22 protein-coding genes are annotated in these 26,663 nt (G+C 73.0%); 7 read left to right on the top strand and 15 right to left on the bottom strand.

Translation table 11 applies throughout. The features are described 5' to 3' along the window. Nucleotides 1-35: 35 nt before the first annotated feature. From ACFYPS_RS07310 to ACFYPS_RS07300, 3 genes are all read right to left on the bottom strand, one after another. Entirely contained in the window at nucleotides 36-548 is a 513-nt protein-coding gene (locus ACFYPS_RS07310) for a hypothetical protein (RefSeq protein ID WP_354962704.1), read from the bottom strand. A 115-nt stretch (nucleotides 549-663) separates the two neighbouring features. Continuing rightward, a complete protein-coding gene (locus ACFYPS_RS07305) occupies nucleotides 664-1,593 on the bottom strand; it encodes a Ppx/GppA phosphatase family protein (RefSeq protein WP_354962944.1) in 930 nt (309 codons plus the stop codon). 22 nt (nucleotides 1,594-1,615) lie between these two features. Then, nucleotides 1,616-2,668 (bottom strand): winged helix-turn-helix transcriptional regulator, encoded by a 1,053-nt coding sequence (locus ACFYPS_RS07300; protein WP_387323279.1) that lies wholly within the window; start codon nucleotides 2,666-2,668, stop codon nucleotides 1,616-1,618. A gap of 110 nt (nucleotides 2,669-2,778) precedes the next feature. Between ACFYPS_RS07300 and ACFYPS_RS07295 the strand changes: the two genes are divergently transcribed. Continuing rightward, on the top strand, nucleotides 2,779-3,648 hold the full coding sequence (locus ACFYPS_RS07295) for a PHB depolymerase family esterase (RefSeq protein ID WP_354962702.1): 870 nt from the start codon (nucleotides 2,779-2,781) through the stop codon (nucleotides 3,646-3,648). Here ACFYPS_RS07295 and ACFYPS_RS07290 read toward each other — a convergent pair whose 3' ends face one another. Genes ACFYPS_RS07290 through eno form a run of 4 tightly spaced genes read right to left on the bottom strand, consistent with a single transcriptional unit; the run spans nucleotide 3,649 to nucleotide 6,736 of the window. Next, entirely contained in the window at nucleotides 3,649-4,191 is a 543-nt protein-coding gene (locus tag ACFYPS_RS07290; protein WP_354962701.1) for an amino-acid N-acetyltransferase, read from the bottom strand. Then, a complete protein-coding gene (locus ACFYPS_RS07285) occupies nucleotides 4,188-4,745 on the bottom strand; it encodes a DUF501 domain-containing protein (protein ID WP_354962700.1) in 558 nt (185 codons plus the stop codon). The genes ACFYPS_RS07290 and ACFYPS_RS07285 overlap by 4 nt, the downstream gene beginning before the upstream one ends. 34 nt (nucleotides 4,746-4,779) lie before the next feature. Further along, nucleotides 4,780-5,421 (bottom strand): septum formation initiator family protein, encoded by a 642-nt coding sequence (locus ACFYPS_RS07280; RefSeq protein WP_354962943.1) that lies wholly within the window; start codon nucleotides 5,419-5,421, stop codon nucleotides 4,780-4,782. 31 nt (nucleotides 5,422-5,452) lie between these two features. Beyond that, nucleotides 5,453-6,736, bottom strand: a complete 1,284-nt coding sequence (gene eno / locus ACFYPS_RS07275) for a phosphopyruvate hydratase (RefSeq protein ID WP_354962699.1) — start codon at nucleotides 6,734-6,736, stop codon at nucleotides 5,453-5,455. A 213-nt stretch (nucleotides 6,737-6,949) separates the two neighbouring features. Between eno and ACFYPS_RS07270 the strand changes: the two genes are divergently transcribed. Both ACFYPS_RS07270 and nudC read left to right on the top strand, forming a co-directional pair. After that, the gene (locus ACFYPS_RS07270; RefSeq protein ID WP_354962698.1) at nucleotides 6,950-7,642 is read left to right on the top strand and encodes a hypothetical protein; all 693 of its coding nucleotides are present in this window, start codon (nucleotides 6,950-6,952) and stop codon (nucleotides 7,640-7,642) included. Between the two features lie 20 nt (nucleotides 7,643-7,662). Then, nucleotides 7,663-8,505, top strand: a complete 843-nt coding sequence (gene nudC, locus ACFYPS_RS07265; protein WP_387323276.1) for an NAD(+) diphosphatase — start codon at nucleotides 7,663-7,665, stop codon at nucleotides 8,503-8,505. A gap of 43 nt (nucleotides 8,506-8,548) precedes the next feature. Here nudC and ACFYPS_RS07260 read toward each other — a convergent pair whose 3' ends face one another. The 4 genes from ACFYPS_RS07260 to mfd form a co-directional block, all read right to left on the bottom strand. Further along, nucleotides 8,549-10,168, bottom strand: a complete 1,620-nt coding sequence (locus ACFYPS_RS07260; protein ID WP_354962696.1) for a DUF885 domain-containing protein — start codon at nucleotides 10,166-10,168, stop codon at nucleotides 8,549-8,551. 96 nt (nucleotides 10,169-10,264) lie between these two features. Beyond that, nucleotides 10,265-11,272 carry a nucleoside triphosphate pyrophosphohydrolase gene (locus tag ACFYPS_RS07255; RefSeq protein WP_354962695.1) on the bottom strand — a complete coding sequence of 336 codons (1,008 nt, stop codon included), beginning with the start codon at nucleotides 11,270-11,272 and terminating at the stop codon, nucleotides 10,265-10,267. A 2-nt stretch (nucleotides 11,273-11,274) separates the two neighbouring features. Continuing rightward, the gene (locus ACFYPS_RS07250; RefSeq protein ID WP_354962694.1) at nucleotides 11,275-12,048 is read right to left on the bottom strand and encodes a hypothetical protein; all 774 of its coding nucleotides are present in this window, start codon (nucleotides 12,046-12,048) and stop codon (nucleotides 11,275-11,277) included. 127 nt (nucleotides 12,049-12,175) lie between these two features. Continuing rightward, nucleotides 12,176-15,814 (bottom strand): transcription-repair coupling factor, encoded by a 3,639-nt coding sequence (gene mfd / locus ACFYPS_RS07245; RefSeq protein ID WP_354962693.1) that lies wholly within the window; start codon nucleotides 15,812-15,814, stop codon nucleotides 12,176-12,178. 646 nt (nucleotides 15,815-16,460) lie between these two features. Between mfd and ACFYPS_RS07240 the strand changes: the two genes are divergently transcribed. Continuing rightward, on the top strand, nucleotides 16,461-17,375 hold the full coding sequence (locus ACFYPS_RS07240; protein ID WP_354962692.1) for a cyclase family protein: 915 nt from the start codon (nucleotides 16,461-16,463) through the stop codon (nucleotides 17,373-17,375). 200 nt (nucleotides 17,376-17,575) lie between these two features. On the opposite strand, the gene ACFYPS_RS07235 is transcribed toward ACFYPS_RS07240, so the two are convergent. Further along, nucleotides 17,576-18,616, bottom strand: a complete 1,041-nt coding sequence (locus ACFYPS_RS07235) for a S66 peptidase family protein (protein WP_354962691.1) — start codon at nucleotides 18,614-18,616, stop codon at nucleotides 17,576-17,578. Between the two features lie 232 nt (nucleotides 18,617-18,848). Between ACFYPS_RS07235 and ppc the strand changes: the two genes are divergently transcribed. Beyond that, on the top strand, nucleotides 18,849-21,635 hold the full coding sequence (ppc, locus tag ACFYPS_RS07230) for a phosphoenolpyruvate carboxylase (protein WP_354962690.1): 2,787 nt from the start codon (nucleotides 18,849-18,851) through the stop codon (nucleotides 21,633-21,635). 67 nt (nucleotides 21,636-21,702) lie between these two features. On the opposite strand, the gene ACFYPS_RS07225 is transcribed toward ppc, so the two are convergent. Continuing rightward, nucleotides 21,703-22,572 carry a hypothetical protein gene (locus ACFYPS_RS07225; RefSeq protein ID WP_354962689.1) on the bottom strand — a complete coding sequence of 290 codons (870 nt, stop codon included), beginning with the start codon at nucleotides 22,570-22,572 and terminating at the stop codon, nucleotides 21,703-21,705. Between the two features lie 54 nt (nucleotides 22,573-22,626). On the opposite strand from ACFYPS_RS07225, the gene ACFYPS_RS07220 reads away from it, so the two are divergent. Next, entirely contained in the window at nucleotides 22,627-23,790 is a 1,164-nt protein-coding gene (locus ACFYPS_RS07220) for a DNA recombination protein RmuC (protein ID WP_089017708.1), read from the top strand. Between the two features lie 57 nt (nucleotides 23,791-23,847). On the opposite strand, the gene ACFYPS_RS07215 is transcribed toward ACFYPS_RS07220, so the two are convergent. Both ACFYPS_RS07215 and ACFYPS_RS07210 read right to left on the bottom strand, forming a co-directional pair. After that, on the bottom strand, nucleotides 23,848-24,273 hold the full coding sequence (locus tag ACFYPS_RS07215; RefSeq protein WP_354962688.1) for a hypothetical protein: 426 nt from the start codon (nucleotides 24,271-24,273) through the stop codon (nucleotides 23,848-23,850). Nucleotides 24,274-24,331: 58 nt separating this feature from the next. Further along, a complete protein-coding gene (locus ACFYPS_RS07210; RefSeq protein ID WP_354962687.1) occupies nucleotides 24,332-25,318 on the bottom strand; it encodes a 4-hydroxy-3-methylbut-2-enyl diphosphate reductase in 987 nt (328 codons plus the stop codon). Between the two features lie 113 nt (nucleotides 25,319-25,431). On the opposite strand from ACFYPS_RS07210, the gene xseA reads away from it, so the two are divergent. Beyond that, nucleotides 25,432-26,646: an exodeoxyribonuclease VII large subunit gene (gene xseA, locus ACFYPS_RS07205; RefSeq protein WP_354962686.1), complete on the top strand. Its 1,215-nt coding sequence runs from the start codon at nucleotides 25,432-25,434 to the stop codon at nucleotides 26,644-26,646. Nucleotides 26,647-26,663: the final 17 nt, after the last annotated feature.

Raw genomic sequence — 26,663 nt, 5'->3', positions numbered from 1 at the left:
GAAATAGCGTCAACGATTCAGCCTCGTTCGCCCCATCAGCATTCGTTCTCTCCCCGATGCGCGAACTCCTCGAGGGAGAGAACTTCCTGCACCTCCTCGCCGCGGACGATGGCGGTGACCAGGACCGATCCGGACGCCAGTTCGGTCAGTTCGCCGAGGCGAAAGCTCACCCGGTGCGTAGTGAAGCTGCTGTCGTCAGCGACTCCGTACATGTCGAAGGCACCGTCCGGGTCAGCAATCGACTCCGGTGGGAAGCCATCCAGGGGCACGGTGGTGGGCGAAGTCGCGGCACGTGGCACGGTGAAGTTCCGCCCCGGCCACTTCGGCCACGGCGTCGCCCGACCCGACGGGGTCGCCCGACCCGACGGTTTTGGCGACGTCGACTCCCTGACGGAGAAGAGCACCACGACGTCGGGCGGCCGGTCCGAACACCAGGCCAGCGCCGCGAGCGGGCGGCCAGCGGCGTCAACGGTCAGGCCGGTGATGCCCTTCCTCTCCGGCGAGCAGGAGGTCAAACCGCCGAGTACGAATGCCGCCACGGCCAGCACAGCAGCCGCCCGGCGCGTCGTCCGCGCTTGAAGGCCCATCCTCCGACGGTCACAGCTCAGCGTCGACTCAGGGCCTCAGCGTCGTCACAGTTCGACGACGATCAGTGTGATGTCTTCACTGAAGACTCCAGGCGATGCCGTCGAGGATGTCGTGCTCCGAGGCGACCACCGACGGCATGCCGGCCCGCTCCATGATCACGCGGAGCACCAGCGCACCCGCGCCGATCACGTCGGCCCGGCCCGGATGCATCACCGGGATCGCCAGCCGCTGCTCGCGGGTTCGACCCAGCAGGTCGGCCGTCACCTCGGCCACCGCTTCGTAGGAGACCCGGGCGTGGTGGATCAGCTCCGGGTCGTACTCCCGCAGGCCCTGGGCCACGGCGACCACGGTCGTGACCGACCCGGCGAGACCGACCAGCGTGGCCGCCTCCCGGCCGGGCACCGCCGCGAGCGCCCGGTCCACCGCCGCCACGATGTCGGCCTGCGCGGCGGCGACCTGCTCCGGCGTCGGCGGATCGCCCGGCAGATGCCGCTCGGTCATCCGGACACACCCGATGTCCACCGAGATCGCGGCCCGCACCCCGCCGGCCCGGTCACCGACCACGAACTCGGTGGAGCCGCCGCCGATGTCCACGACCAGGAACGGCTCCTTCGCGTCCGCGGGAAGCCCCCGCACCGCGCCGGTGAAGGACAGCCGCGCCTCCTCGTCACCGCTGACCACCTCGGGCGCGACCCCGAGGGTGCGCCGCACCATCTCGGTGAAGTCGTCGGCGTTGGCCGCGTCCCGGGAGGCCGAGGTGGCGCACATCCGCACCCGCTCCGCACCCAGCTTCTCGATGTCGGCGGCGTACGACGCCAGTGCCACCCTGGTCCGCTCGATCGCCTCCGGCGCCAACCGGCCGGTCCGGTCCACGCCCTGCCCCAGCCGGACGATCTCCATCCGTCGGGTCAGGTCGGTCAGCGGCGCCTGCGGCCCGGCCGATGGGTCGGGCAATCCGGCGACCAGCAGTCGGATCGAGTTGGTCCCGCAGTCGATGGCCGCCACACGCGTCGTCACGGCAGCAACCCTACGGCAGGCCAGGCGGTCGCCCGGCGGGTTGTCCAGCCGAAGGCCACACCGCGGAGAGGTCCGACACCGACGACTCCGAGCCGGCGACCAGCAGGTGCGCGCCGAGCGGGGTCAGGTGGTGCCGGACGGCCCCGCCGTCCCGCTCGCTGGCGATCAACCCGGCCGACCTCAGCGCGCTGGCGTGCTCCGACGTCGAGGAGAGGCTGATCCCGACGGCCCGGGCCAGCACCGTCGTGGTCAGCCCGCCGTCGTCCGCGAGCCGGCGGAGCACCAGCGCCCGAGTGGTGCCGAGCAGCCGCCCGAGGGAGTCGACCCCCGCGGAAGCGGCCCGGCGCGGCATCGGCACCGGGTAGACGAGCAGGATCGGCCGACCCGGCTCGACCAGCACCCGGGGGCGGGGACCAGCCAACGGGGAGGGCAACAGGATGAGCCCGTGCCCGGTGCCGGTCAGCTCCCCGTGCCACCAGGTCCGCACCTCCAGCACCGGCTCCCGCCACCGGATCGCCGGGTGCAGACCGTCGAAGAGGCTGGCCAGGCCGTGCCGCGCCAACCGCTGGCTGGCGCAGATCACCTGCTGGCGATGCGCCGCCACCAGATCGGGCCAGTGCGGTGCCAGGACGGCCTCGAACCAGGTGCGCACGGCCCCGCCGAACAGGTCCAGCGTCTCCGGGTCGGCCGTCGCGAACCGTCGCCGCAGCGGGCTGGCGGCCACATCGGCGTACGCGGCGGTAACCTCGGCCCGGACCCGGCGCGCCGGAGTGGCCCGGATCGCCTCGAGACCGGCCGTCACCGACTCCAGGCCGTCCAAGGGGGTGACGAAATCCGGCAGGCTCCCCCGACCGGGCAGGAGGTGCCGCAGGATCGCGGTGGCGGCCTGGGCGACGCCGGCGGCCTCGACAACCCCTGCCTGCTCGGCCAGGGACGGCGCCATCACCGCGACCGTGGGATCACGCAGCCACTGACCGGCCAGCAGCGCGGTCCCGACCGGGTGCAGCCGGTCGGCGAGCCGCACCCGGCACAGATCCGCCGGCCCGAGCTGGAGGCGAAGCATGGGGACAGCCTGCCTGCCTTCGGCCAGGACCGAAAGGGTTGATCCGCACGCCGGCCGCCTCCAGTGTGGACGTCGGGATCGACGGGGGGTGGGCCGGCGTGCGTCGGACGATGGCAGTGTTGACGGGGCTCTGCCTCATCGTGGCCGTCGCGGCCTGCGAGCGGGGGCAGCCCTCGTCGACCCCGCCAGCCGCACCCTCCGCGTCACGCCCAGCGCCGGGCGATCACCGGCTCACCCTGAAGCACAACGGGCTGGACCGCGCCTACCTGCTGCACGCACCAGACGGGTACGACCCGAGCCGGTCGCCCGCACTGGTCATCGCGCTGCACTTCTATCCCGGAACCGGCCCCTCCCTGCGGGAGCTGACCGGCCTGGACGCCAAGGCCGACAAGGACAACGTCCTGGTCGCCTACCCCGACGGGCAGGGTGGCGGCTTCAACGCGCTGGTCTGCTGCGGCAAGGCCGACGACGTCGGCTTCCTCAACGCCCTCACCGACCACCTCGTGCAGACCTGGCGGGTGGACCCGACCCGGGTCTTCCTCACCGGCATCTCGAACGGCGCCGACATGAGTTTCCGGACGGCGGTGGAGGGTGCGGGCCGGTTCGCCGCGATCGGGGTGGTCAGCGGCGGGTACAGCGGTCCCCTGACCACGGACGACGACTACGTACCGAAGAGACCGGTTTCGGTGATCACCTTCATCGGCGCGCAGGACCGGTACGAATCGGTCTTCCAGGCGGGCATGCGGACCTGGCAGCAGCGACTCCGGTGCAAGCCCAGCCCGAAGGCGTCCGGAGTGCCGGGGGTGACCCGGACCGTGGCCGGCTGCGCGGACGGCAGCGAGGTCAGCGTCTACACGATCGCCAGCATGGGCCACAGCTGGCCGGGAGCGACAACCGGTCAGCTCGCCGCACCCACCGCGGGTCTGTCGGCCACCGACCTGATGTGGGAGTTCTTCGCCGCGCACCCCCGCAAGGCCTGACTACAGCCGCAGCAGCATCCGGGTGTTGCCCAGCGTGTTCGGCTTCACCCGCTCCAGGTCCAGGAACTCCGCGACACCCTCGTCGTACGAGCGCAGCAGCTGCTCGTAGACCGGCTGCGGCACCGGCGCGCCGTCGATCGCCTGGAACCCGAACGAGGCGAAGAACCGGGTCTCGAAGGTGAGCACGAAGATCCGGGCCACGCCCAGCTCCCGAGCCGCGTCGATCAGCTCACCGACCAGCCGGTGCCCGATCCGCTGGCCCCGGCAGGACGGATCCACCGCGACGGTGCGGATCTCGGCCAGGTCCTCCCACATCACGTGCAGCGCGCCGCAGCCCACCACGGCGCCGTCCTCGGCGCGGACCGCCACCCGGAACTCCTGCACGTCCTCGTAGAGGGTGACGGTGGCCTTGCTCAGCAACCGCCGGTCGTCGGTGTACGTGTCGACCAGCCGCCGGATGCCACGCACATCCCCGGTACGGGCCCGCCGCACCAGTATCTGGCTCTCGGCAACCGGTGCCGACGACCCGGCGTCCGCGCTCATTCGCCCGCCGGCACGTCCACGCACGGGCCGGCCGTCCACCAGGGTTCGACCAGCGCCAGCGTCTCGTCACCGAACGGGTTCACCCCGGGGCCGGCACCCAACGCGTGTCCCAGGTGCACGTGCAGGCACTTCACCCGGCCCGGCATGCCGCCGGCAGAGATGCCGGCGATCTCGGGCACCTCGCCGATCGCCTCGCGACGGGCGAGGTAGTCCTCGTGCGCCGCCCGGTAGTGGGCGGCCAGCTCGGGATCCGTCGTCAGCCGGTCGGCCATCTCCTTCATCAGCCCGCCCGACTCCAGCCGGCTGCACGCCGCCGTGGCCCGCGGGCACGTCAGGTAGTACAGCGTCGGGAACGGCGTGCCGTCGGCGAGGCGGGGCGTCGTCTCCACCACGTCCGGCAGACCGCACGGGCAGCGGTGCGCCACCGCCCGGGTCCCACGGGGCGGGCGGCCGAGCTGCGCGCCCACCGCGGCCAGGTCGGCCTCGGTGGCCGGCTCGCGGTGCGGCAGGGGTACGGAATCCGCCGCCGACTCCGGCGGTGGTGCGACAGTCACGGTGCCCATCTCTCCTGATGCGCTGGTCGGTGGTTCACTTGCCCGGCTGCTGGCTGTCCGCCGCCTGAACGCTCGACCAGAGCGTGTCGTACCAGGTCACCGGACCGGCCGGGGCCGCCGGTCCGGCCGACTTTCCGGCGTCCCGGGCAGCGCCCTCCGGGTCGTGGAGCACCACCATCATCTTCTCGCCCGGCCGGCCCATGAAGAACCGTTCCCGGGCCTGGGTCTTGATGTACTCGTCGTCCTGCCATTTGGCGGCCTCGGCGGCGAGCTTGCCGATCTCTTCTTCCTGCGCCGCCTGGGCGGCCTCCATCCGCTCGATGTCAGCCTGCTGGTCCAGGTAGACCCGGACCGGGTAGGTGTAGGCCAGAGCGAGCGCGATCAGGACCGCGAACAGCACGGTGGCCCGGCCGGTGAAGCGACGGGGGTGGGGTGCGGCGAGGCGTTTGACGGCACCACCGGCGGCGGTACGCCGAGCGGCGGCCGGACGGTTCGCGGAGCGGACCCCCTCGGCGCCCCGGGCCGCGCCCGGCGCCCGACCAGCGGTGCCGCGCGGCTCGGCGCGTACGCCTGCCTCGCGGACCGATCCCCGTGTGGCGCGGCCGCCACCCGGCCGACCGGACTGACCCGGCCGGCGGGCGGGGCGCTGACCACCCGGTGTGCGGCGCTGCTGCATCGTCACACCCCTCCCCCGAGGCTTCCGCGTCTCAGGCCGAACGGTAGCGCGGGAACGCGCCGACGCCGGCGTAGCGCGCCGCGTCGGCCAGCTCCTCCTCGATCCGGAGCAGCTGGTTGTACTTGGCGACCCGGTCCGAGCGGGCCGGCGCGCCGGTCTTGATCTGGCCGCAGCCGGTGGCCACCGCCAGGTCGGCGATGGTGGTGTCCTCGGTCTCGCCGGAGCGGTGGCTCATCATGCACTTGAAGCCGGCCCGGTGGGCCAGGTCCACCGCGTCCAGGGTCTCGGTCAGCGAACCGATCTGGTTGACCTTGACCAGGACCGCGTTCGCCGACTTCTCCGCGATGCCACGGGCGATGCGCTGCGGGTTGGTGACGAACAGGTCGTCACCGACGATCTGCACCCGGTCGCCGATCGAGGCGGTCAGCGTCTGCCAGCCGCTCCAGTCGTCCTCCGCCAGCGGGTCCTCGATCGACACGATCGGGTACTCGTCGGCCAGCTTCGTGTAGTAGGTGCTCATGTCCTCGGCGGACTTCGCGGCACCCTCGAAGGTGTAGGTGCCGTTGTCGAAGAACTCCGTGGCCGCCACGTCGAGCGCGAACACGATGTCGCTGCCCAGCCGGTAGCCGGCCTTCTCGACCGCCTCGGCGATCAGGTCCAGCGCCGCGGCGTTGGTCGGCAGGTTCGGCGCGAAGCCACCCTCGTCGCCGAGCCCGGTCGACAGGCCCTTCTTCTTCAGCACCGACTTGAGCGCGTGGTAGACCTCCGCGCCGGAGCGCAGCGCCTCACGGAAGGTGGGCGCGCCGATCGGCGCGATCATGAATTCCTGGATGTCGACGTTGGAGTCGGCGTGCGCGCCACCGTTGAGGATGTTCATCATCGGCACCGGCAGGAGGTGCGCGTTCGGGCCGCCCAGGTAGCGGAAGAGGCTCAGCTCGGCGCTGCCGGCGGCGGCCTTCGCGACCGCGAGGGACACGCCGAGGATGGCGTTCGCGCCCAGCTCCGACTTGCTGTCGGTGCCGTCGATGTCGAGCATCTTCTGGTCGATCAGCCGCTGCTCGCTGGCCTCGTACCCGATGATCTGGTCGACGATCTTGTCTTCGACGTTGGAGACCGCCTTCTCCACGCCCTTGCCCTGGTAGCGGTCGGCGTCACCGTCGCGCAGCTCGATCGCCTCGAAGGCGCCGGTGGAGGCGCCGGAGGGCACGGCGGCGCGGGCCACCGTGCCGTCGTCCAGGCCGACCTCGACCTCGACCGTCGGGTTGCCCCGCGAGTCGAGAATCTCCCGGGCGACGATTCCCTCGATGGTTGCCACTGAGTCGCTCCTCGTTGTTGTGATCCGGTCCGTGGGTGGGCCGCGACGGTGCGGCTGAGGCAGGTGTTGAACGCAGCGTATCGGGCCACGGGAACGGGCACGGCGTCGCCCGCGTACCCGAGCCGCCCCACGGTGACGGACATTCCCGGATTTCCGGGCCTCAACCGGCAACGGGTTTGCGCTGCGCGGACCCCATCCACCAGGCTGGTCGCCATGCCCGCCGCCTCGACCACCCTCCGCATGCTCGCCGTGTCGGTCATCGCGTCGCTCACGGTCACCGGCTGTCAGACATTCGAGGACGCCGGACGCGCCATGGGCCGCTCCGATCTGGTCAACGACCTCGCCGTCCGGCTCGACCGGGCGCTGGAGCTGACCTACTCGGCCGAATACCAGCTCCCCGGCGGAGAGACCGCCGCGATCGTGCAGGCGCAGGATCCGGCCCGCTCCGCGTACAGCTACCCGGGCGGACGACTCACCGTCACCCCGGACGGCGTCACCCGGTGCACGACGACCGACGGCCGTACGGCGTGCACGCTGGTCACGCCACCCACCCCGGGCAGCAGACCCACCGTCGCGCTCTTCGCCGAGGCGAACCAGCAGGGTCTGGTCACCCCGCCGGTGGTGGTCGGGCTGCTGACCGCCGCCGCGCTCGACCCGCAGGCGGTCATCGAGCAGAGCGACACCACCGTCGCCGGGCACCACGCCACCTGCGTCGAGGTGCAGCGGTCGGACGGCGACCTCACGGCCTGCGTGACCACCGACGGCGTGCTCGGCAGCTTCACCGGGGCTGTCGACGGCAAGCCGATGGAGCTGGCGCTGAGCAGCTACTCCGAGACGGTGGCGAAGGACGCGTTCGACCCGCCCGCCAATGCCAGCGTGGTGGACCAGCGGCCGGGCGGGTCGTGACCGATCCGGCCGTCGGGTCCGTGCCAATCGCGCGGCGCACCGGGTTCCAGCCGGGCGCCGACCTCGGCCGCCCGCCCGAGCCCACCGACCTGGCCCTGCCGGTGCTCGGGGCGAAGCTGCTGACCACCGCCGACGGGACGGTGGCCCGGGTCGCCGATCTGCCCGCCGAGACCCCGTGGGTGCCGTTGGGCACCCTCGACGGGGTGCCCGCGTGGGCGACCGACCTGGCCACGGCCGACGGGATCCCCGGCCGGGCGCGTGGCTGGGCGTCGCTCGCCGCCGAGGTGCCCGAGCCGCTCGCCACGCTGGCCGGGCGGGCGTTGGCCGTGGTCACCTGGCGGCGTACCCACCGGTGGTGCGGCGCCTGCCGTGCCGAGCTGACGGACCAGCCCGGCGAGACCGCCCGGCGCTGCCCCGGCTGCGGCCTGTACGTGCCGATGCAGCTCTCCGCCGCGGTGCTGGTCGCGATCACCCGGGCCGGTCCGGCCGGCGGCGCCGACGAGCTGCTGCTGGTCCGGCACGCCACCGGGCCGACCGGGTTGTGGGCACTGGTGGCCGGCTTCGTCGAGGCCGGTGAGACCCTGGAGGCGGCGGTGCACCGGGAGGTCGCCGAGGAGGTCGGGCTCAGCGTCGACCGGCTGGCCTACTTCGGCAGCCAGCCGTGGGCGGTCTCCGGCCCCGGGGTGCTGCTCGCCGGCTTCACCGCCCGTGCCGCCGACCCGCACGCCGCGCCGGTCGTCGACGGGCGCGAGCTGACCCAGGCCCGCTGGTTCGGCCTGGACGCGCTGCCGGCGGAGCTGCCGCCCGCGTACTCCATCTCGCGCTGGCTGATCGACGCGACGGTGACCGCCGGACGGCGGTGACCGGCGCGACCGCGACCGACCGGCGAGCCCCGACCGGGGCGGGTCAGACGCCGAGCAGGGAGCGCAGGTGGCGCGGGGGCGGGCAGTCGTGGGCGAGCATCGCGTCGTGCCAGTCACGCACCGACACCCCGTGCGGGCGGGCCCTGGCGATCTCGGCCACCTCGCTGTACCCGACAAAGTAGGTGGAGAGCTGGGTGGACGTGAGCAGCGACCGACGCCACTTGCCGGCCGCCTCGCCCTCCTCCTGGAAGCCGCGCCCGGTCATCAGCGCCATCGCCTCGGCCTCGGGCAGGTCCTCGGCGTGCACCAACTGGTCGAGCAGCGCGTTGATGGTCATCCGCAGCTGCATCTTGAGCTGCTGCAACCGCACCGGCAGGCCGCCGAAGCCGAGCCCGGCCATCAGCTCCTCGGCGTACACGGCCCAGCCCTCGATGAACGGACCCGACTCGGCCAGCGCCCGGACCCGGGTGCCACCGACGTAGCGGCGGGCGTGGGCGAGCTGGAGGAAGTGCCCGGGCATCGCCTCGTGCACCGTCAGGTTGCGGATCATGTGATCGTTGTATTCGCGGTAGAACGACTCGACCCGGTGCGCCGGCCAGTCCGCCGGCGTGGGCGCGATGCAGTAGAACGTCGGCAGCGCCGCGGTCTCCAACGGGCCGGGCGAGTCGCAGTACGCCACCGCGACACCCCGGGCGAACTCCGGCATCTCCTGGATCACGCATCGGTCGTCGACCAGCGTGACCAGATCGTGCGCGCGGACGAAGTCGGTCGCCTCGTCCAGGGTCACCCCGGCCAGCTCGACGATGGTCCGGTCGTCCGGGTGCTCGGCCGCGAGCAGGTCCAGCGCCCGGCGTACCGTCGCGTCGTCGGCCCGGCCGCCGACCAGCTCGACGGACGCCTCGCGGATCTCCGCGGTGACCCGGTCCAGGTTGGCCCAGGCGCGGCGCTGGATCTCGGCGGCGCCCAGCTCGGTGTCGAGGGTGTGCCAGAGCCGGGCCTCCCAACGGCGGCGGCCCAGGCGAGGGTCACGGCCGGGGCCGCCGTCGGCGGCGAGGCCCATGCGCAGCCAGGCGACGAACTCCTCCAGCGCGGCGATCGCCGCGGTGGCCGCCGGCTCCACCCGGTCGAGGCTGCCGGGCGCCTGGGCGAGCAGGGGCGGCAGCTCGTCGCGGATCAGCGCGGCCGTGCCGGTGAACTGCCCGACCGCCGTCTCGGCGTGGATCCGCGGCATGTCCCGCAGCGTCGCGCGGGCGGTGGCGAGGGCGTCCGGTACGGCGGCGAGCCGACCGGCCAGGTGGTTCAGCCGCACCTCGGCCGAGGCGTACGGGCGGGCCAGCAGCGGATGCAGCAGCGGGCCGGGGTTGTGGTGCAGCGGGTCCCACTCGTGCGCGCGGATCTCGGTCAGCTCGAACAGCTCCCGGTCCACGAACGAGGTGAGCAGCGCGTGGTCCACCTGCTCCTCGACGTCGAGCGAGTCGGGGTCCAGTTCGGACAGTGCGTTCGCCGCGTCGGAGAGCATCGCCTGATCGCCGGCTATCGCCCCGGCGGACCGATCCGGCAGCCGGTCGTCGAACCGGTGGTCCCCCGCCGCGGTCGCGACCCCCGGCCGCGTCTCCAGCAACGCCTCGACGACCCGCTCCGCCAAAACCCCAAACGCTTCCACCCCCCGACCCTATCGACCGCCCCTCGGCCAGCCGTGTTGATCAAGAGGTTTGCGTCAGGATCCGGCCCGGAGCTGACGCAAACCTCTTGATCAACGTCAGTCCGCGGGTGGAGTGGGTGCAGTGGGTGGGGTGGTGGTGCGCTCAGCGGCGCGGACCGCCTCGGCGTAGGCGAGGGTGGTACGGCGGAGGGCGGCCTCCGGGTTCAGGTCGGCCTGGCGGGCCGCCGCGACGGTGGCCAGGAGGCTCGCGCCCAGTCGGGCCTCCGCGTCCACCTGGGAGTCGGCCAGCGGCGGCGGGACGGCCAGCCCGACCCGGGCGGCTCGGTCCAGGATCGTCGCGGCCAGGGCGAGGGCGGGCTGGCTCAGCGCCACGCCGTCCAGCACCGAGTCGCGCGCCTTCTCGGCCCGCTTGATGCGCTCCCAGTTGGCGGTGATCTCCTCCAGCGTGCCCGCCTCCGCACCGGCGAAGACGTGCGGATTGCGCCGGATCATCTTGTCGACCAGGCCACCCGCCACGTCGTCGACGTTCCACCGCTCGCCCTCGGGCAACTCCTCGGCGAGCCGGGCGTGCAACACCACCTGAAGCAGCACGTCGCCCAACTCCTCGCGCAGCGCGTCCGTGTCGCCGGCGCTGATCGCGTCGTACGCCTCGTAGCTCTCCTCCAGCAGATAACCGGCGAGGCTGCGGTGCGTCTGCGCCCGCTTCCACGGGTCGCCGCCCGGCGAGGCCAGGCGGTCCAGCACGGCCACCGCGTCCAGCAGCCGGGCACCCGGCGGATCCCACGAGCCGTACATCAGCTCCAACTCGGCCAACCCCGGCTCCCGCGCCAGCCGCAGGCCCAACTCCCGGGCCAGCGACTCGTCGCCGGCCGGCCCGGCCAGCCACACCGCGGCGCCGTGCGCCGCCACCGTGTCCAGCAGCGGCTGCGTCGCCGGGCCGTCCACGACGGTGACCGCCGCGCCCGCCTGGCGCACGGCCGTGGCCAGCTCGCTCTCCGCGCCGGTCAACACCGGATGCTGGCGTACGACATCCCAGGCGGCGGAGGTCAGCAGACCGGCCGGCAGCCGGGGCGAGGTGACCAGCAGGACGATCCGTGCCGTCATGCTCAGCTGGCCGTGCCCTCGGCCTCCGGAGTCTCGGTCGACGGGACCGACTCCGGAGTGGAGATGTCCGTGACCGCGTCGGAGCCCGGCTCACCCAGCGGCACACTCACCGCGGGGGCGTTGTTAGGGAAGGTGAGCAGCGGAAACTCCAGCGGACGGTACCGCGGGCTGACCGTGACGTCGTAACGATCGACCGCCTCGCCCAGGGCCTTCCGGGTGGCCAACGCGCCCCGCAGTTGGTCGCCGTCAAGCTGACTGGCGGCCTCCTGGTCGGTCACCTGGGCCGGGATCGTGCCCGCCTTGCGGCCCGCCGCCACCACCGCGGCCAGCTCCTGCTCGGTCGGCGCGACCGACTCGCCGACCGGCACCCCGGACAGGCAGGTGTAGAGCTCGGTCATCCGCCGCACGTAACCGGTGTCCGGCGAGAGGCCGAGCTGCTGGGCGACCTGGTCGACCGCGATCTGGCCGCGCGGCTGGTAGTTCTCCTCGGCGGAGACCTGCTCGCACACCTTGGCCAGCACCAGCACGCTTGCCACCTGCGCCGAATCGGGCAGCGGCGGCTTCTCCACCGGAGGCTGGTCGCCGGTGGTCGGCGTCGCCGACGCGCTCGGCGTCGGGTTCTTCGTCCGCAGGTCGCTCATCGCGGCGGTGAGCGCGTCCTCCGTGATGCGGAAGTCACCGACGTAGGCGGCGACACCCGGCTCGGCACGGCAACCGGAGAGGACGACGAGGCCGACCGCCACGCTGGCGACGGCGAGAAGACGGCGAGCACGCATGACGGTCACTCTCTCACGGCAGGACACGTCGCTGTGACGCCCCCCACCTCCGCGCACCCGCGACCGGGTGCGCCTGCTCGACACGCCCCCGCGCCACGGGCCGCCGCTCGACGCACGCGGCACCGGCTCAGGCGGTCGCCCCCGCCGTGACGGCCGGGGCGCCGAGTACGTCGGAGAGGAGCTGGGCGCACCACTCCAGCAGAGCCTGGTCGCGCAGCGGCTCGCCACCGACCCGACGCGTGCTCGGCCGGGGCACACTCACCTGGTCGGTGGCCTGCTTGTAGACCGCGTCCGGGTGGTAGCGCTTGAGCCGCAGCTGCTTCGAGTCGGGCAGCGGCAGCGGCCCGAACCGGACGTGCTTGCCCTGCATCGACACGTCGGCCAAGCCGTACCGGCGGGCCAGCAGGCGGAACCGGGCCACCGCGACCAGGTTCTGCACCGGGGCCGGTGGCTCGCCGTACCGGTCGGTCATCTCGGCGACCACCTCGCGCAGCCGCTCCTCGTCGCGCGCCTCGGCGAGCTTGCGGTACATCTCCAACCGCAGGCGCTCCACCCCCACGTAGTCGTGCGGCAGGTGCGCGTCGACCGGCAGGTCGATCTTGACGTCGGCCTCCTCCTCCGGCCGCTCGCCCTTGAACGCCGAGACCGCCTCGCCGACCATCCGCACGTACAGATCGAAGCCGACACCCTCGATGTGCCCGGACTGCTCGCCGCCGAGCAGGTTGCCGGCGCCCCGGATCTCCAGGTCCTTCATCGCCACGTACATGCCGGCGCCCAGCTCGGTGTGCTGGGCGATGGTCGCCAACCGCTCGTGGGCGTGCTCGGTGAGCGGCTTCTCCGGCGGGTAGAGGAAGTACGCGTACGCCCGCTCCCGGCCCCGGCCGACCCGGCCACGGATCTGGTGCAGCTGGGCCAGGCCGAGCAGGTCGGCCCGCTCCACGATCAGGGTGTTGGCGTTCGGGATGTCGATGCCGGACTCCACGATCGTGGTGCAGACCAGCACGTCGAACTCCTTCTCCCAGAAGCCGACCATGACCTTCTCCAGGGCCTCCTCGCCCATCTGGCCGTGCGCCACCGCGACCCGCGCCTCGGGCACGAGCTCACGCAGCCGCCGCGCCGCCCGGTCGATCGACTCGACCCGGTTGTGCAGGTAGAAGACCTGCCCGTCGCGGAGCAGCTCCCGGTGGATGGACGCGGCCACCTGCCGGTCGTCCTGCGCGCCCACGAAGGTGAGCACCGGGTGCCGCTCCTCCGGCGGGGTGGCGATGGTCGACATCTCCCGGATGCCGGTGATAGCCATCTCCAGGGTGCGCGGGATCGGGGTGGCCGACATGCTCAGCACGTCGACCGAGGCCCGCAGCGTCTTCAGGTGCTCCTTGTGCTCGACACCGAAGCGCTGCTCCTCATCGACGACCACCAGACCCAGCTGCTTGAACCGGGTGGCGGTCTGGAGCAGCCGGTGGGTGCCGATGACGATGTCGACCGTGCCGTCAGCGACCATCTCCAGCGTCCGCTCGGTCTCCTTCGGAGTCTGGAACCGGGACAGCTGCCGGATCTCCACCGGGAACTGGCTCATCCGCTCGGCGAACGTGTTGTAGTGCTGCTGCACCAGCAGCGTGGTCGGCACCAGCACCGCCACCTGCTTGCCGTCCTGTACCGCCTTGAACGCCGCCCGGACCGCGATCTCGGTCTTGCCGTAGCCGACATCACCGCAGATCAACCGGTCCATCGGGACGGTCTGCTCCATGTCCCGCTTGACCTCGTCGATCGCGGCGAGCTGATCCGGCGTCTCCTGCCAGGGGAAGGCGTCCTCCAGCTCCCGCTGCCACGGCGTGTCCGGGCCGAACGAGTGACCCTTGGACGCCTTGCGGGCGGCGTAGAGCTGGATCAGCTGCGCGGCGATCTCCCGGACCGCCTTGCGCGCCCGGGCCTTGGACTTCTGCCAGTCCGAGCCGCCCATCTTGTGCAGGGTCGGCTGCTCGCCGCCCACGTAACGGGAGAGCTGGTCCAGCTGGTCGGTCGGCACGAAGAGCCGGTCGCCGGGCTGGCCGCGCTTGCTGGCCGCGTACTCGATGACCAGGTATTCCCGGCTGGCGCCGTTGACGGTGCGCTGCACCAGCTCGACGTACCGGCCGATGCCGTGCTGCTCGTGCACCACGTGGTCGCCGGCCTTGAGCTCCAGCGGGTCAATCGTGTTGCGCCGCCGGCTCGGCATCTTGCGCATGTCCCGCGTGGAGGTGCCCCGACCCCCGGTGACGTCGTTGCCGGTGAGCAGCACGAAACGGGACGCCTCATCGACGAACCCGCTGCTCAGCGCACCGCAGGTGACCACCAGCTCGCCGGCGGCGGGGGCTGTCGGCATCTCCTCGGTGAGCCGGGCGCCCAGCCCGGCGTCGCGCAGCACCTCCACCGCCCGCTGGGCGGGACCGTGCCCCTCGAAGACCAGCGCGATCGACCAGCCCTCGCCGGCCCAGCGCTTGAGGTCGTCGACCACACGCGCGGTCTCACCGTGATAGAGCGGGGCCGGCTGAGCGGAGAGCGTCACCGCGATGGCGTCGTCCGGAGTGACCGCGGCCTGCTCCGGCGCGTCCTCCCAGGGCTGCCGGGTCTCGGCGGTCTCCGCCTCCAGGCCGAACGGGGACAGCGTCCACCACGGCTGGCCGAGCTTGCCGGCGGCGGCCCGCACCTCGGCCAGGGTGCGGAAGGCGGCGGCGCCGACATCCACCGGGGCCTGCCCGCCGACCGCCGCGGCGGCCCAGCTGGCCTGGAGGAACTCCTCCGAGGTACGCACCAGGTCGTGCGCCCGGGTGCGGATCCGCTCCGGGTCGCAGAGCAGCACGTGGGTGCCGGACGGCATGGCGTCCAGCAGCAGCTCCAGCGAGTCCGGGCCGACCAGCACCGGCGCCAGCGACTCCATCCCCTCCACCGGGATGCCCTCGGCCAGCTTGTCCAGGATCTCGGCCAGCTCCGGATGCTGCTCGGCGAGCGCGGCGGCCCGCTCACGGACCTGCGGAGTGAGCAACAGCTCCCGGCAGGGCGGCGCCCAGAGCAGCGGAACCTGCTCGATGGTCCGCTGGTCGGCGACGGCGAAGGTGCGGATCTCCTCCACCTCGTCGCCCCAGAACTCGACCCGGGAAGGATGCTCGTCGGTCGGCGGGAAGACGTCCAGGATGCCGCCACGCACCGCGAACTCGCCGCGCTTGGTGACCAGGTCGACCCGGGCGTACGCCATGTCGATCAGCCGGCGGGCGACCTCCTCCAGATCCGCCTCCTCGCCTGCGGCGAGCTGCACCGGCTCCAGGTCACCGAGCCCTTTGAGCTGCGGTTGGAGCAGCGAACGAACCGGGGCCACCACCACCCGCAGCGGCCCGGTGCTGCCGTGCGCGTCAGCCGACTCCGGGTGCGCCAGCCGGCGCAGCACGGCCAGCCGCCGGCCGACCGTGTCCGAACGCGGGGAGAGCCGCTCGTGCGGCAGCGTCTCCCACGACGGGAAGACCACCACCTGCTCCGCCGGCAGCAGCCCGCCCAGCGCGGCGGCCAGGTCATCGGCCTCACGGGTGGTGGCGGTCACCGCCAGCACCGGCCGCCCAGCCCCGCCACCGGGCCCGTCAGGGTCGGCCGCGACGGCGGCCACCGCGAACGGGCGCAGCGCCGGTGGAGCGGTGATGTCGAGGCCGTCGACCTGAGCGGCACCGGAGCGCGCCAGGTCACGCGCCCGGGCCAGCCCGGGGTCGGCCAGGGCGGCAGAGAACAGACCGGTGAGCATGTGATCACTTCCAGGGGAGTCGACGCACACGACGGCTGCCCCTCGTCCGGTCGGACGGGGGGTGCACGACAACCAGCCTATCCCCGTCCACCGACAGCCACCCCCTTCCGCCCAGGTCCATGCCCAAGCCCCGCGCCCCGCCCCCGCGGCCCGTGCCCCGCGCCCGCGCCCCGCGCCCCGCTCCCGCGGCCCGCGCCCCGCGCCCCGCTCCCGCGGCCCGCGCCCCGTGCCCCGCTCCCGCGGCCCGTGCCCTGCGCCCTGCGCCCTGCCCTGCGCCCTGCGCCCTGCGCCCAAGATCCGCACAACTTCAGGGATGTAGTGGCGTCCGCGCGCCGGGAGACAACTATTTCCCTGAAGTTGTGTGGATCATCCCCCGTTGCCCGCGCTGCCCCCGCCACCTGCGCTGCCCCCGCCACCCCGCGCTGCCAGCTGCCCCCACTGCCCCGCTGCCCGCTGCCCGCGCTGCCGCGTCTGCCCCGGGCGGGCCATGTGCACGACCTGGCCTTGGCGCTGACCCGGCTCGGCGCCGCCACGGTCAGGCCGGCCGCCTGCCGACGGATCGCCGGTACCGACCGAACTGCACACCGTCCTAACGGACGGGGCGTTCGATCTTGACGGCGACCGGAGGCCGTGATCAGGTCTTGGTATGGGCGGGCAGTGGCGGGCACAGTTCGATGCTGAGGTGAGCTTCGCCAACGGCGGTGGGCTGCGCACCGAGGGGTTCCGGCTGGACATCCCGGGTCGAGAGATCACCGATCAGGACCTGGCGGCGTTGTTCGTCCGGCATCTCGGGCTGCTGATGGTCGCCGAGGTCCGGATCAGCGCGAAGACGATCATCGAGGAGCCGCACAAGGGTGGCCGTGGCGTCGCCGTCGGCGAAACCGGCCCCGGCCGCCGGCTGGTCGAGTTGAGCCACGTGATCAGCGACGGGATGACCACCCTGCCCGGCTGGCCCGGGCCGCGGATCGCCGACTGGCTCACGTTCGCGGCGTCGCGTGCGAACTATGCGCCGGGCACCGAGTTCCGGGTGGCTCGGATCGACATGATCGCCAACACCGGCACGTACCTGGACACCCCCGCACACCGCTGGAACGACGGCGAGGACCTGGCCGGGGTGCCGCTGGACCGGCTCGCCGACCTGCCCGGCGTGGTGGTCCGGGTGCCGGCCGGCACGCGGGCGGTGGACCGGTTGATGCTGGCCCCGTACGAGGTGGCCGGGCGCGCGGTGTTGCTGCACACGGGCTGGGATGCGCACTTCGGCACCGAGCGGTACGGCGCGCCGGAGGCGCCGCACCTGACCGGGGACGCCGCCCGGGCGCTGGTGGACGCTGGCGTGGCACTGGTCGGCATCGACTCGATCAACATCGACGACATGAGCCCGGCGGCCGGCGGTGAACGCCCCGCGCACAGCGCGCTGCTCGCCGCGGGCATCCCGATCGTGGAGCACCTGACCGGCCTGGACGCCCTGCCGCCGAACGGCTTCCGGTTCACCGCGGCGCCACCGAGGGTCGCCGGCATGGGCACCTTTCCAGTCCGCGCCTTCGCCATCATCGACGGCTGAGCGCGCGTCACACCGCACCGGACGCGGCGTCCGAGCCTCGGCCGCCCCGCCGAAAAGGCCGAGCCCCGCGCCCCGCGCCCCGAGCCCAAGATCTACGCAACTTCAAGGAAGTAGTGGCCTCCGGTGCGCCGGGACACCACTACTTCCTGAGAGTTGCGAAAGCCAGCGGGCCAGCCGGGCAGCCGGGCAGCCGGACCGGGTCAGTAGCGGACCGCGATGCGTCGGGCCTCAGCGTCGACCAGGATCTCTCCGCCGTACGGGATGATCAGCTGCGGGTCGGTGTGCCCGAGGTCGACGTCGAAGACCAGCACCGCGTCGGGCGCGTACTCGGCGCAGGCCCGGGCCACCGCGGCCCGCTGGGCCGCCGCGTACGCCCGGCGTTCGTCGAGGGTGTGCGGCCGGTCGAAGTCCCATGCCTTGGCCCGTCCAACCAGCACCGCCGGGAAGCTGGCGAGCAGGCCGCGCTCCCCCAGGTTGCGCAGGATCCGGTACACCTCGGTGTCCGAGGGCAGTTCCTCGGAGGTCTCGATCAGCAGCACCGAGCCGGACAGCGACGCCGCCGGTGCCACCCGGTCGGCGGCGAGCAACCAGTTGAGCACCTCCAGGTTGCCGCCCCAGGTGCGTCCCCGGACCACGCGCGCCGGGCCCTGCCAGTGCCAGCCCTCGCCGGGCAGCATCACCGGCTCCTCGGCGAGCGTCGCCGGGTCCCGCCAGTCGCGCGGCTCGTCACCCCACTCGGCGGCCGGGGCGAGGTCGTACCAGTCGGTGGTGAAGAGCGCGGCGCGCAGCGAGTCGAAGGTCAGCGGGTGCGGTGCGCCCGGCCGGCCGAGGTGCACCAGCACCGAGCCGCCGTGGTAGGCCACGATCCCGAGCCGGTACAGGTGGTTGAGCACGTTGGTGTTGTCGGAGTACCCGAAGTAGGGCTTGGGGTTGGACCGCAGCACGTCGTCGTGTAGGTGCGGGGTGACGGTGATCAGGTCCTCGCCGCCGACGGTAGCGAGCACGGCGGTGATCGTCGGGTCGGCGAACGCGGCGGTCAGGTCACGAGCCCGGTCGCGCGGGTCGGCCCCCATCACCCGGGTGGTCGGGTACTCCACCGGCTCCAGACTGAACTCCTCGCGCAGCCGGCGCAGCCCCAACTCGTACACGTGGGGGAAGAGACCCGGCAGACCGGCGGAGGGTGAGACGATCGCGACCCGGTCGCCGGGCTTCGGTTTGGTGGGATATCGCGGCGCAGCCATGATCGAACGGTAGCGGTGGGGGCCAGCGGATTACCGCCCGGCGAAACGCCACGAGCAGGGCGAATCCGGCCCTGACCGACAAGACCAAGATCGCGGGCCGTTTAGGTGATCTCCGAGGTGTTCCGCGTCACGGCGCACCATTCGGAGAGCCCCTCCTGCCATCCGGCCCGGCGCGGATACCATCCAGGGAGTCGGACAGCGCTGTCCTTCGTACTCACGTAAGGAGCGCATCGTGACCGACCAGCACGACCACGACGGCCCGGACGCCGCGCTGCGCGCCGACATCCGCCGGCTCGGCACCCTCCTCGGGCAGACGCTCGCCCGCCAGGAGGGCCGACCACTGCTCGACCTCGTCGAGGAGATCCGCGCCCAGGTCCGCACCGACGCCCCGGCGGCCGCCCAGCGGCTCGGCGGGCTGGACGTGACCACCGGCACCAAGCTGGCCCGCGCCTTCTCCACCTACTTCCACCTGGCCAACATCACCGAGCAGGTGCACCGCGGCCGGGACCTGCGCCGCCGCCGCGCCGTGCAGGGCGGCTGGCTGGACCAGGCGGCCAAGATGATCGCCGAGCGCGGGGTGCCGGCGGAAGAGATCGCCGCCGCGGCCCGCCGGCTGGCGGTACGGCCGGTCTTCACCGCGCACCCCACCGAGGCGGCCCGCCGCTCGATTCTGTCCAAGCTGCGGGCCATCGCCGACGAACTGGACACCGAGACCGCCAACGCGATCCTCTACGGCGCCAGCGACGAGGGCCCGGCGAACCGGCGGCTGGCCGAGCTGCTGGACCTGATGTGGCAGACCGACGAGCTGCGGCTGGACCGGCCGGACCCGACCGACGAGGCCCGCAACGCGATCTACTACCTGCGTGACCTGTACGCCGAGGCCGCCCCCCAGGTGCTCGACGACCTGGCCGACACGCTGCGCACGCTCGGCGTGGAGACCTCGCCGACGGCCCGCCCGTTGAGCTTCGGCACCTGGATCGGCGGTGACCGGGACGGCAACCCCTTCGTCACCCCGGCGGTCACCCGCGAGGTGCTGACCATTCAGCACGAGCACGGCATCGCGGCCACCGAGAAGGCGATGGACCACCTGATCAACGAGGTGTCGGTCTCGCGCCGGTTGCGCGGGGTGTCACTGGACCTCTCCGCCAGCCTCGCCGCCGACCTGGACGCGCTGCCCGAGGTGGCACCCCGGTTCCGCCGGGTCAACGCCGAGGAGCCGTACCGGCTCAAGGCGCGCTGCGTGAAGGCGAAGCTGGCCAACACCCGGCAGCGGTTGCGCCAGGGCACCGCGCACGTGCCGGGCCGGGACTACCTGGGCTCCGCCGAGCTGATCGCCGACCTGGAGCTGCTGCGCGCCTCGCTGGCCCGTAACTCCGGGCAGCTCACCGCAGTCGGCCGGCTGGCCTCCACCATCCGGACGGTCTCCGCGTTCGGCCTGCACCTGGCCACCATGGACGTCCGGGAGCACGCCGAGGCACACCACGCGGTGCTCGCCCAGCTGTACGGTGCGGTCGGCGAGGTCTCCGACTATCCGGCGCTGAGCCGCCTGGAGCGCACCAAGCTGCTCGCCGACGAGCTGACCGGCCGCCGACCGCTGTCCACGCTGGACACTCCGCTGTCCGAGCCGGCCCGCAAGACGTTCGACGTGTTCGGCACCATCCGGGAGGCGCAGGACCGGTTCGGCACCGAGGTGATCGAGTCGTACATCATCTCGATGACCCTCGGCGTGGACGACGTGCTGGCCGCGGTGGTGCTGGCCCGCGAGGCCGGGCTGGTCGACGTGCACAGCGGGCGGGCCCGGATCGGGTTCGTGCCGCTGCTGGAGACCCCGGCCGAGCTGAACGCCGGCGGTGAACTTCTCGACGAACTGCTGTCGCTGCCCGCGTACCGGGCGCTGGTGGCCGCCCGGGGTGACGTGCAGGAGGTCATGCTCGGCTACTCGGACTCCAACAAGGAGGCTGGGATCACCACCAGCCAGTGGTCGATCCACCGGGCCCAGCGCGCGCTGCGCGACGTGGCCGCCCGGCACGGCGTGCACCTGCGGCTGTTCCACGGCCGGGGCGGCACGGTGGGTCGCGGTGGCGGGCCGACGCACGAGGCGATCCTGGCCCAGCCGTACGGCACGCTGGACGGCGCGATCAAGGTGACCGAGCAGGGCGAGGTGATCTCCGACAAGTACAGCCTGCCCTCGCTGGCCCGGGAGAACCTGGAGCTCACCCTCGCCGCGGTGCTCCAGGCGACGCTGCTGCACACCGGCCCCCGGCAGCCGGCGGAGATGCTCGAACGCTGGGACGCCGCCATGGACGTGGTTTCCGAGTCTGCGTACCGGTCGTACCGGTCGCTGGTCGAGGACCCGGACCTGCCGGCGTACTTCTGGGCGTCCACCCCCACCGAGCTGCTGGGCGCGCTGAACATCGGCTCCCGGCCGGCGAAGCGCCCGAACACCGGTGCCGGGCTGTCCGGGCTGCGGGCCATCCCGTGGGTGTTCGGGTGGACGCAGACGCGGCAGATCGTGCCGGGCTGGTTCGGCGTCGGCGCGGGGCTGGCCGCCGCCCGCGAGGCCGGCCTGGCGGACGTGCTGGCCGAGATGCACCGCAACTGGCACTTCTTCCGCACGTTCCTGTCGAATGTCGAGATGATGTTGACCAAGACCGACCTGAGCATCGCCCGCCGGTACGTCGAGACGCTGGTGCCGAAGAAGCTGCACCCGATCTTCGAGCAGATCGAGCAGGAGTACGAGCTGACCAAGCGGGAGGTGCTGGCGGTGACCGCCTCGCCCGCCCTGCTGGAGAACTCGCCGGTGCTCCAGCGCACCCTGGCCGTCCGCGACACCTACCTGGAGCCGCTGCACCACCTCCAGGTGGCGCTGCTGCGGCAGTACCGGGAGTCCGGTGCCGCCGGACGGGCGGTGGCCACCGCGCCGGGCGGCCGACGCGCACCGAGCGACGGCACGGCCCTGGAACGGGCACTGCTCACCACGGTGAACGGCATCGCCGCCGGAATGCGCAACACGGGCTGAGCGACGGCACAACGAAACAGGCCCCGGTCCTTCGACCGGGGCCTGTTCGCGTGTCACTCAGCGGCGGTCACCAGTCGCCGCCGCCGAAGTCACCGCCGCCGAAATCGCCGCCGCCGAAGTCACCGCCGCCGCCGAAGTCACCGCCGCCGCCGAAATCGCCGCCCGCGTAGTCGCCGCCGGCGTAGTCGCCACCACCCTGGTCGCCGCCGTCGAAGCCCTGGTCGCCGCCCTGGTCGCCGCCGTCACCGCCCTGGTCGCCGCCGTCAGCGCCCTGGTCGACGCCGTCGCCGAAGCCCTCCTGGTAGCCCTCGTCGTAGCCGTAACCCGGGTCCGCGAAGGCGGGCGAGAACAGCGCGTCGGCGATCAGGATGCCGCCGAGCACACCGGCGCCGGCGCCCAGCGCGGTCTTCCACCACGGCGTCGAGTACCAGCCCGCCGGCACCGGCCGGCCCTTGTAACGGCCACCGGGGTAGTAGTAGGGCGTGTCCCGGCCGGGTTGCGGGCCGGCCCGGAAGGTCTGCCCCTGCACGTCGACCTCCCGCTCCTTGGTGAGCTGTCCGACCCCGCGCGCCGCGGCCAACTGCGGCACCTCCGGGCCGGGATCGATGCCCAGTGCCGTCCGTGCCGCCCGGATGTACGCCAACCCCTCCAGCGCGGTCTCCCGGGCCAGCGCGAACTGGTTGGGCGTACGCGCCTGCTCCAGCTGTGAGCCCGCCGCGTTGTACCGCTCACCGGCGTCGGACAGCGCCTGGCGGACCGCCGGCTCGTCGCCGTGCAGGTTCATCAACTGGCCGCCGAGGCGCTCGTACCAGCGTTGCGCCTCCGCGCGGGCGTCACCGAGTTCGGTGCGCTGCCGGGCGGTGGCCTGGGCACGGATGATCGCCGCGGCGCCCAGCACGCCGACCACCACGATGGCGAGGCACAGCAGAAGTTCCATGTCTCCGAACGTACCCCCGGGCGTCACGTCGTATCCGTCTGGCAAGCTCCGGTGATGGACGTCTCGACGCTGCTCCTGGTGATCGTGTGCCTCGGCGCCGGCGGGGCGGTGGGCTGGCTCGCGGCCCGGTCCCGGTCGGCGGCCGACATCGCCCGGCTGGACGCCACGCTGACCGCGACCCGGGAGGGCGAGGGGCGCCTAGAGCAGTCCATGCGGGCGCTGAGCTACGAGGCCACCGCCCAGTCCCAGGAGGCGGTGGCCCGCGCGGTGGCGCCGCTGCACGAGACCCTGCGCCGCTACGAGCAGCGGGTCGCCGACCTGGAGCACGACCGGGTCGACGCGTACGCCGAGCTGCGTGAGCAGGTCCGCTCGATGAATGCCGTCTCCGGCGAGCTGCGCACCGAGACCAAGCAGCTGGTGGCGGCGCTGCGCGCGCCGCAGGTGCGGGGCCGCTGGGGCGAGCACCAGTTACGCCGGATCGTCGAGGCGGCCGGCATGCTGGAGCACTGCGACTTCTCCGAGCAGGTCACCGCCGCCACCGACGAGCAGGTCGTCCGCCCGGATCTGGTGGTCCGGCTGCACGGCGGCCGGTCGGTGGTGGTGGACGCCAAGGCGCCGTTCGACGCGTACCTCACCGCGATGGAGGCCCGCGACGAGCGCGGCCGGGACACGCACCTCGACGCGCACGCCCGGCACCTGCGGGGGCACGTCGACGCGCTGGCCGCCAAGTCCTACTGGGCCGCGTTCGACAGCTCGCCGGAGTTCGTGGTGCTGTTCGTGCCCGCCGACCCGTTCCTCGACGTCGCGCTCCAGCGTGACCCGACGCTGCTGGAGCACGCCTTCGCCCGCAACGTGGTGCTGGCCACGCCAGCCACCCTGGTCGCCCTGCTCCGCACGGTGGCCTACTCCTGGCGGCAGGAGGCGCTGGCCCGCAACGCGCTCGCGGTGCACACGCTGGCCCGGGAGCTGTACGGGCGGCTCGCCACGCTCGGCGACCACGTGGGCAAGCTCGGCTCGTCGCTGGCCGGCGCGGTGACGGCGTACAACCGGGCGGTCGGATCGCTGGAGGCCCGAGTGCTGGTCAGCGCGCGCAAGCTCGCCGAGCTGGGCGTCTCGGACGAGGAACTGGCCAGTCCGGCCCAGGTCGAGCTGACTCCCCGTCAGCCGCAGGCTCCCGAGCTGCTGGACGACGTCGTCCCCGTCGACCGCGACCGCTGACCGGTTTCGCCGGCGGCTGACCGGTCGGCCGGGCGGGTTACCCGCTGGCCCACCGTGTCAGCTACGGTGCGCGCTCTCGACGACGAACGGCGTGCCCTGCTGGCAGGTGGTCATCATGCCGGGCTCGACCCGGCCGGTGACGGTCACCTTGGCACCGGCGGTGAGCACGTCCCGCGGGCCGCCGATCAGCAGGTAGCCGTCGAGCAGCACGCAGTTCGGCTCCACGCCAGGGGTGATCGTGCCGGTGAGTTCGGTGGCTCCGACGGGCGGCGGGACGGTGGGTCCACCGGGTGGTTTGAGCGTCGGGGCGGGGGTGGGTGTCACCGGGCCAGGGGTCGGCGGGACGGCCGCCGACGGGCTGGGCTGCCCGGTGGCCGGTGACGATCCGCTCGGGGTGGGGGTGGCAGGACCGTCCGTGCCGCCGCAGGCGCTCAGCGCCGCGCAGACCACCAGGGCGGAGACGACGAGCCGAAAGGTCCTCATGCCGATTTGGACGCGCCGGAGTGGCCGGGCGTTCCCGCCGGAAACCCGCCGAGACCACTCAACCGCGGGCCGCCGCGGCCTTCATGTCCCGCTTCAGCTCCTGCGGCAGCGAGAAGGTGAGCCGCTCGTTGGCGGTGGTGATCTCCTCGACGTCGGCGAAACCGCGTGCCGCCAGGTGCGCCAGCACGTCCCGGACCAGGTCCTCGGGGACGCTCGCGCCGGAGGTCACGCCGACGGTACGGGCGTCGGCCAGCCAGGCGTCTTCGATCTCGTGGGCGAAGTCGACCAGATGACCGGCGCGGGCGCCGGCGTCCAGGGCCACCTCGACCAGCCGGACGGAGTTGGACGAGTTTCGCGAGCCGACGACCATCACCACGTCGCACTCCGGGGCGATCTCCTTGACCACGTGCTGCCGGTTGGAGGTCGCGTAGCAGATGTCGTCGCTGGGCGGCGACTGGAGCAGCGGCAGCCGCTGCTTGAGCCGGGCGACCGTCTCCAACGTCTCGTCCACCGAGAGCGTGGTCTGGGAGAGCCAGACCACCTTCTCCGGGTCGCGAACGGTGATCTTGTCGACGCCGTCCGGCCCGTCCACCAGCTGGATGTGGGCGGGAGCCTCGCCGGCGGTGCCGACGACCTCCTCGTGCCCCTCGTGACCGATCAGCAGGATGTCGTAGTCCTCGGCGGCGAACCGCTTCGCCTCCTGGTGCACCTTCGTGACCAGCGGGCAGGTCGCGTCGATGGCCTTCAGTGAGCGCGCCTTCGCCTGCTCGTAGACCTCGGGGGCCACCCCGTGCGCGGAGAAGATGACGGTGGCGCCCTCCGGCACCTCCTCGTTCTCCTCCACGAAGATCGCGCCCTGCGCCTCCAGGGTCTGCACGACGTGCTTGTTGTGCACGATCTGCTTGCGGACGTAGATCGGGGCGCCGTAGAGCTTCAGCGCCTCCTCGACGGTCTGCACCGCGCGGTCGACGCCCGCGCAGTAGCCGCGGGGCTTGGCCAGGAGCACGCGCTTACCGGTCTGGGGGGTCGCCTGAGCCTCGGTCACCCGTCCATCGTACGTGTCCGATTTCCCGGCGGCAGCGGCCGCGACCCCGCCCCTCCTGCCGCGCCGAGGCCCGAGGCCGATCCGGTGGGGTGGGTGGGTCGTAGGGTGGGCGGGTGAGTGACGGGGCGCGGAGCAGCGCGGAGGAGCCGTGGCCGGTCCGGGTGGTCAGCCAGAAGGTGGGCGCCTGGATCGCGAAGCTCGGCTGGGTGTGGGTGGACGGGCAGGTGGCGCAGATCAGCCGCCGGCCCGGGGCCAGCACCGTCTTCCTCACCCTGCGTGATCCGTCGGCCGACCTGAGCCTGACCGTCACCACCAACCGGGACGTACTGGACGCCGGCGCGCCCGAGCTGCGCGAGGGCGCCCGGGTGGTGCTGCACGCCAAACCGGAGTTCTACGCCGCCCGCGGCACGCTGAGCCTGCGTGCCGACGAGATCCGCCAGGTGGGGCTGGGTGAGCTGCTGGCCCGGCTGGAGAAGCTCAAGAAGCTGCTCGCCGCCGAGGGACTTTTCGACCGGGCACGCAAACGCCGGCTGCCGTTCCTGCCCGGCCGCATCGGGCTGATCACCGGCAGGGCGTCGGCCGCCGAGCGGGACGTGCTGACCAACGCACGGCGACGGTGGCCGGCGGTGGAGTTCCGTACGGTGAACGTGGCCGTGCAGGGCCCGTCCGCGGTGCCGCAGATCATCGACGCGCTCAAGGTGCTGGACGCCGACCCGAGCATCGACGTGATCATCATCGCCAGGGGTGGCGGCGGCATCGAGGACCTGCTGCCCTTCTCCGACGAGGCGCTCTGCCGCGCGGTGTTCGGCTGCCGCACCCCGGTGGTCAGCGCGATCGGTCACGAAACGGACGCGCCGTTGATCGACTACGTCGCCGACGTCCGCGCGTCCACCCCGACCGACGCGGCCAAGCGGGTGGTCCCCGACCTCACCGAGGAGGTACGCCTCATCGGTCAGGCCCGGCACCGCCTCGAACGGGCGGTGCGCAACCTGGTCGACCGGGAGTCCCACCGGCTCGACGGGCTACGTTCCCGTCCGGTGCTGGCCCGGCCGCAGGTGATGGTGGAGCAGCGGGCGACCGACCTGAGTGCGCTGCGTCAGCGGGCCGGACGATGCCTGGCCCACCGCCTGGGTGCGGCCGACGACGAGCTGCGGCACACCCTGGCCCGGCTACGCGCCCTCTCACCCGCGGCCACCCTCGACCGGGGGTACGCGATCGTGCAGCGCGCGGACGGCCACGTGGTCCGCGCGGCGGCCGAGGTCGGCAAGGGCGACCCGCTGCGCGTCCGCCTGGCCGACGGTGAGCTGGCCGCCACGGTGGACGGCTGAGTGGCGGGGCGCGGCGA

It is taken from the genome of Micromonospora sp. NPDC005087 (assembly GCF_042872965.1).
Classification (GTDB): domain Bacteria; phylum Actinomycetota; class Actinomycetes; order Mycobacteriales; family Micromonosporaceae; genus Micromonospora.
The sequence above is the reverse complement of the archived record's forward strand: the minus strand, read 5'-3'. Positions and strand labels throughout refer to the sequence as shown.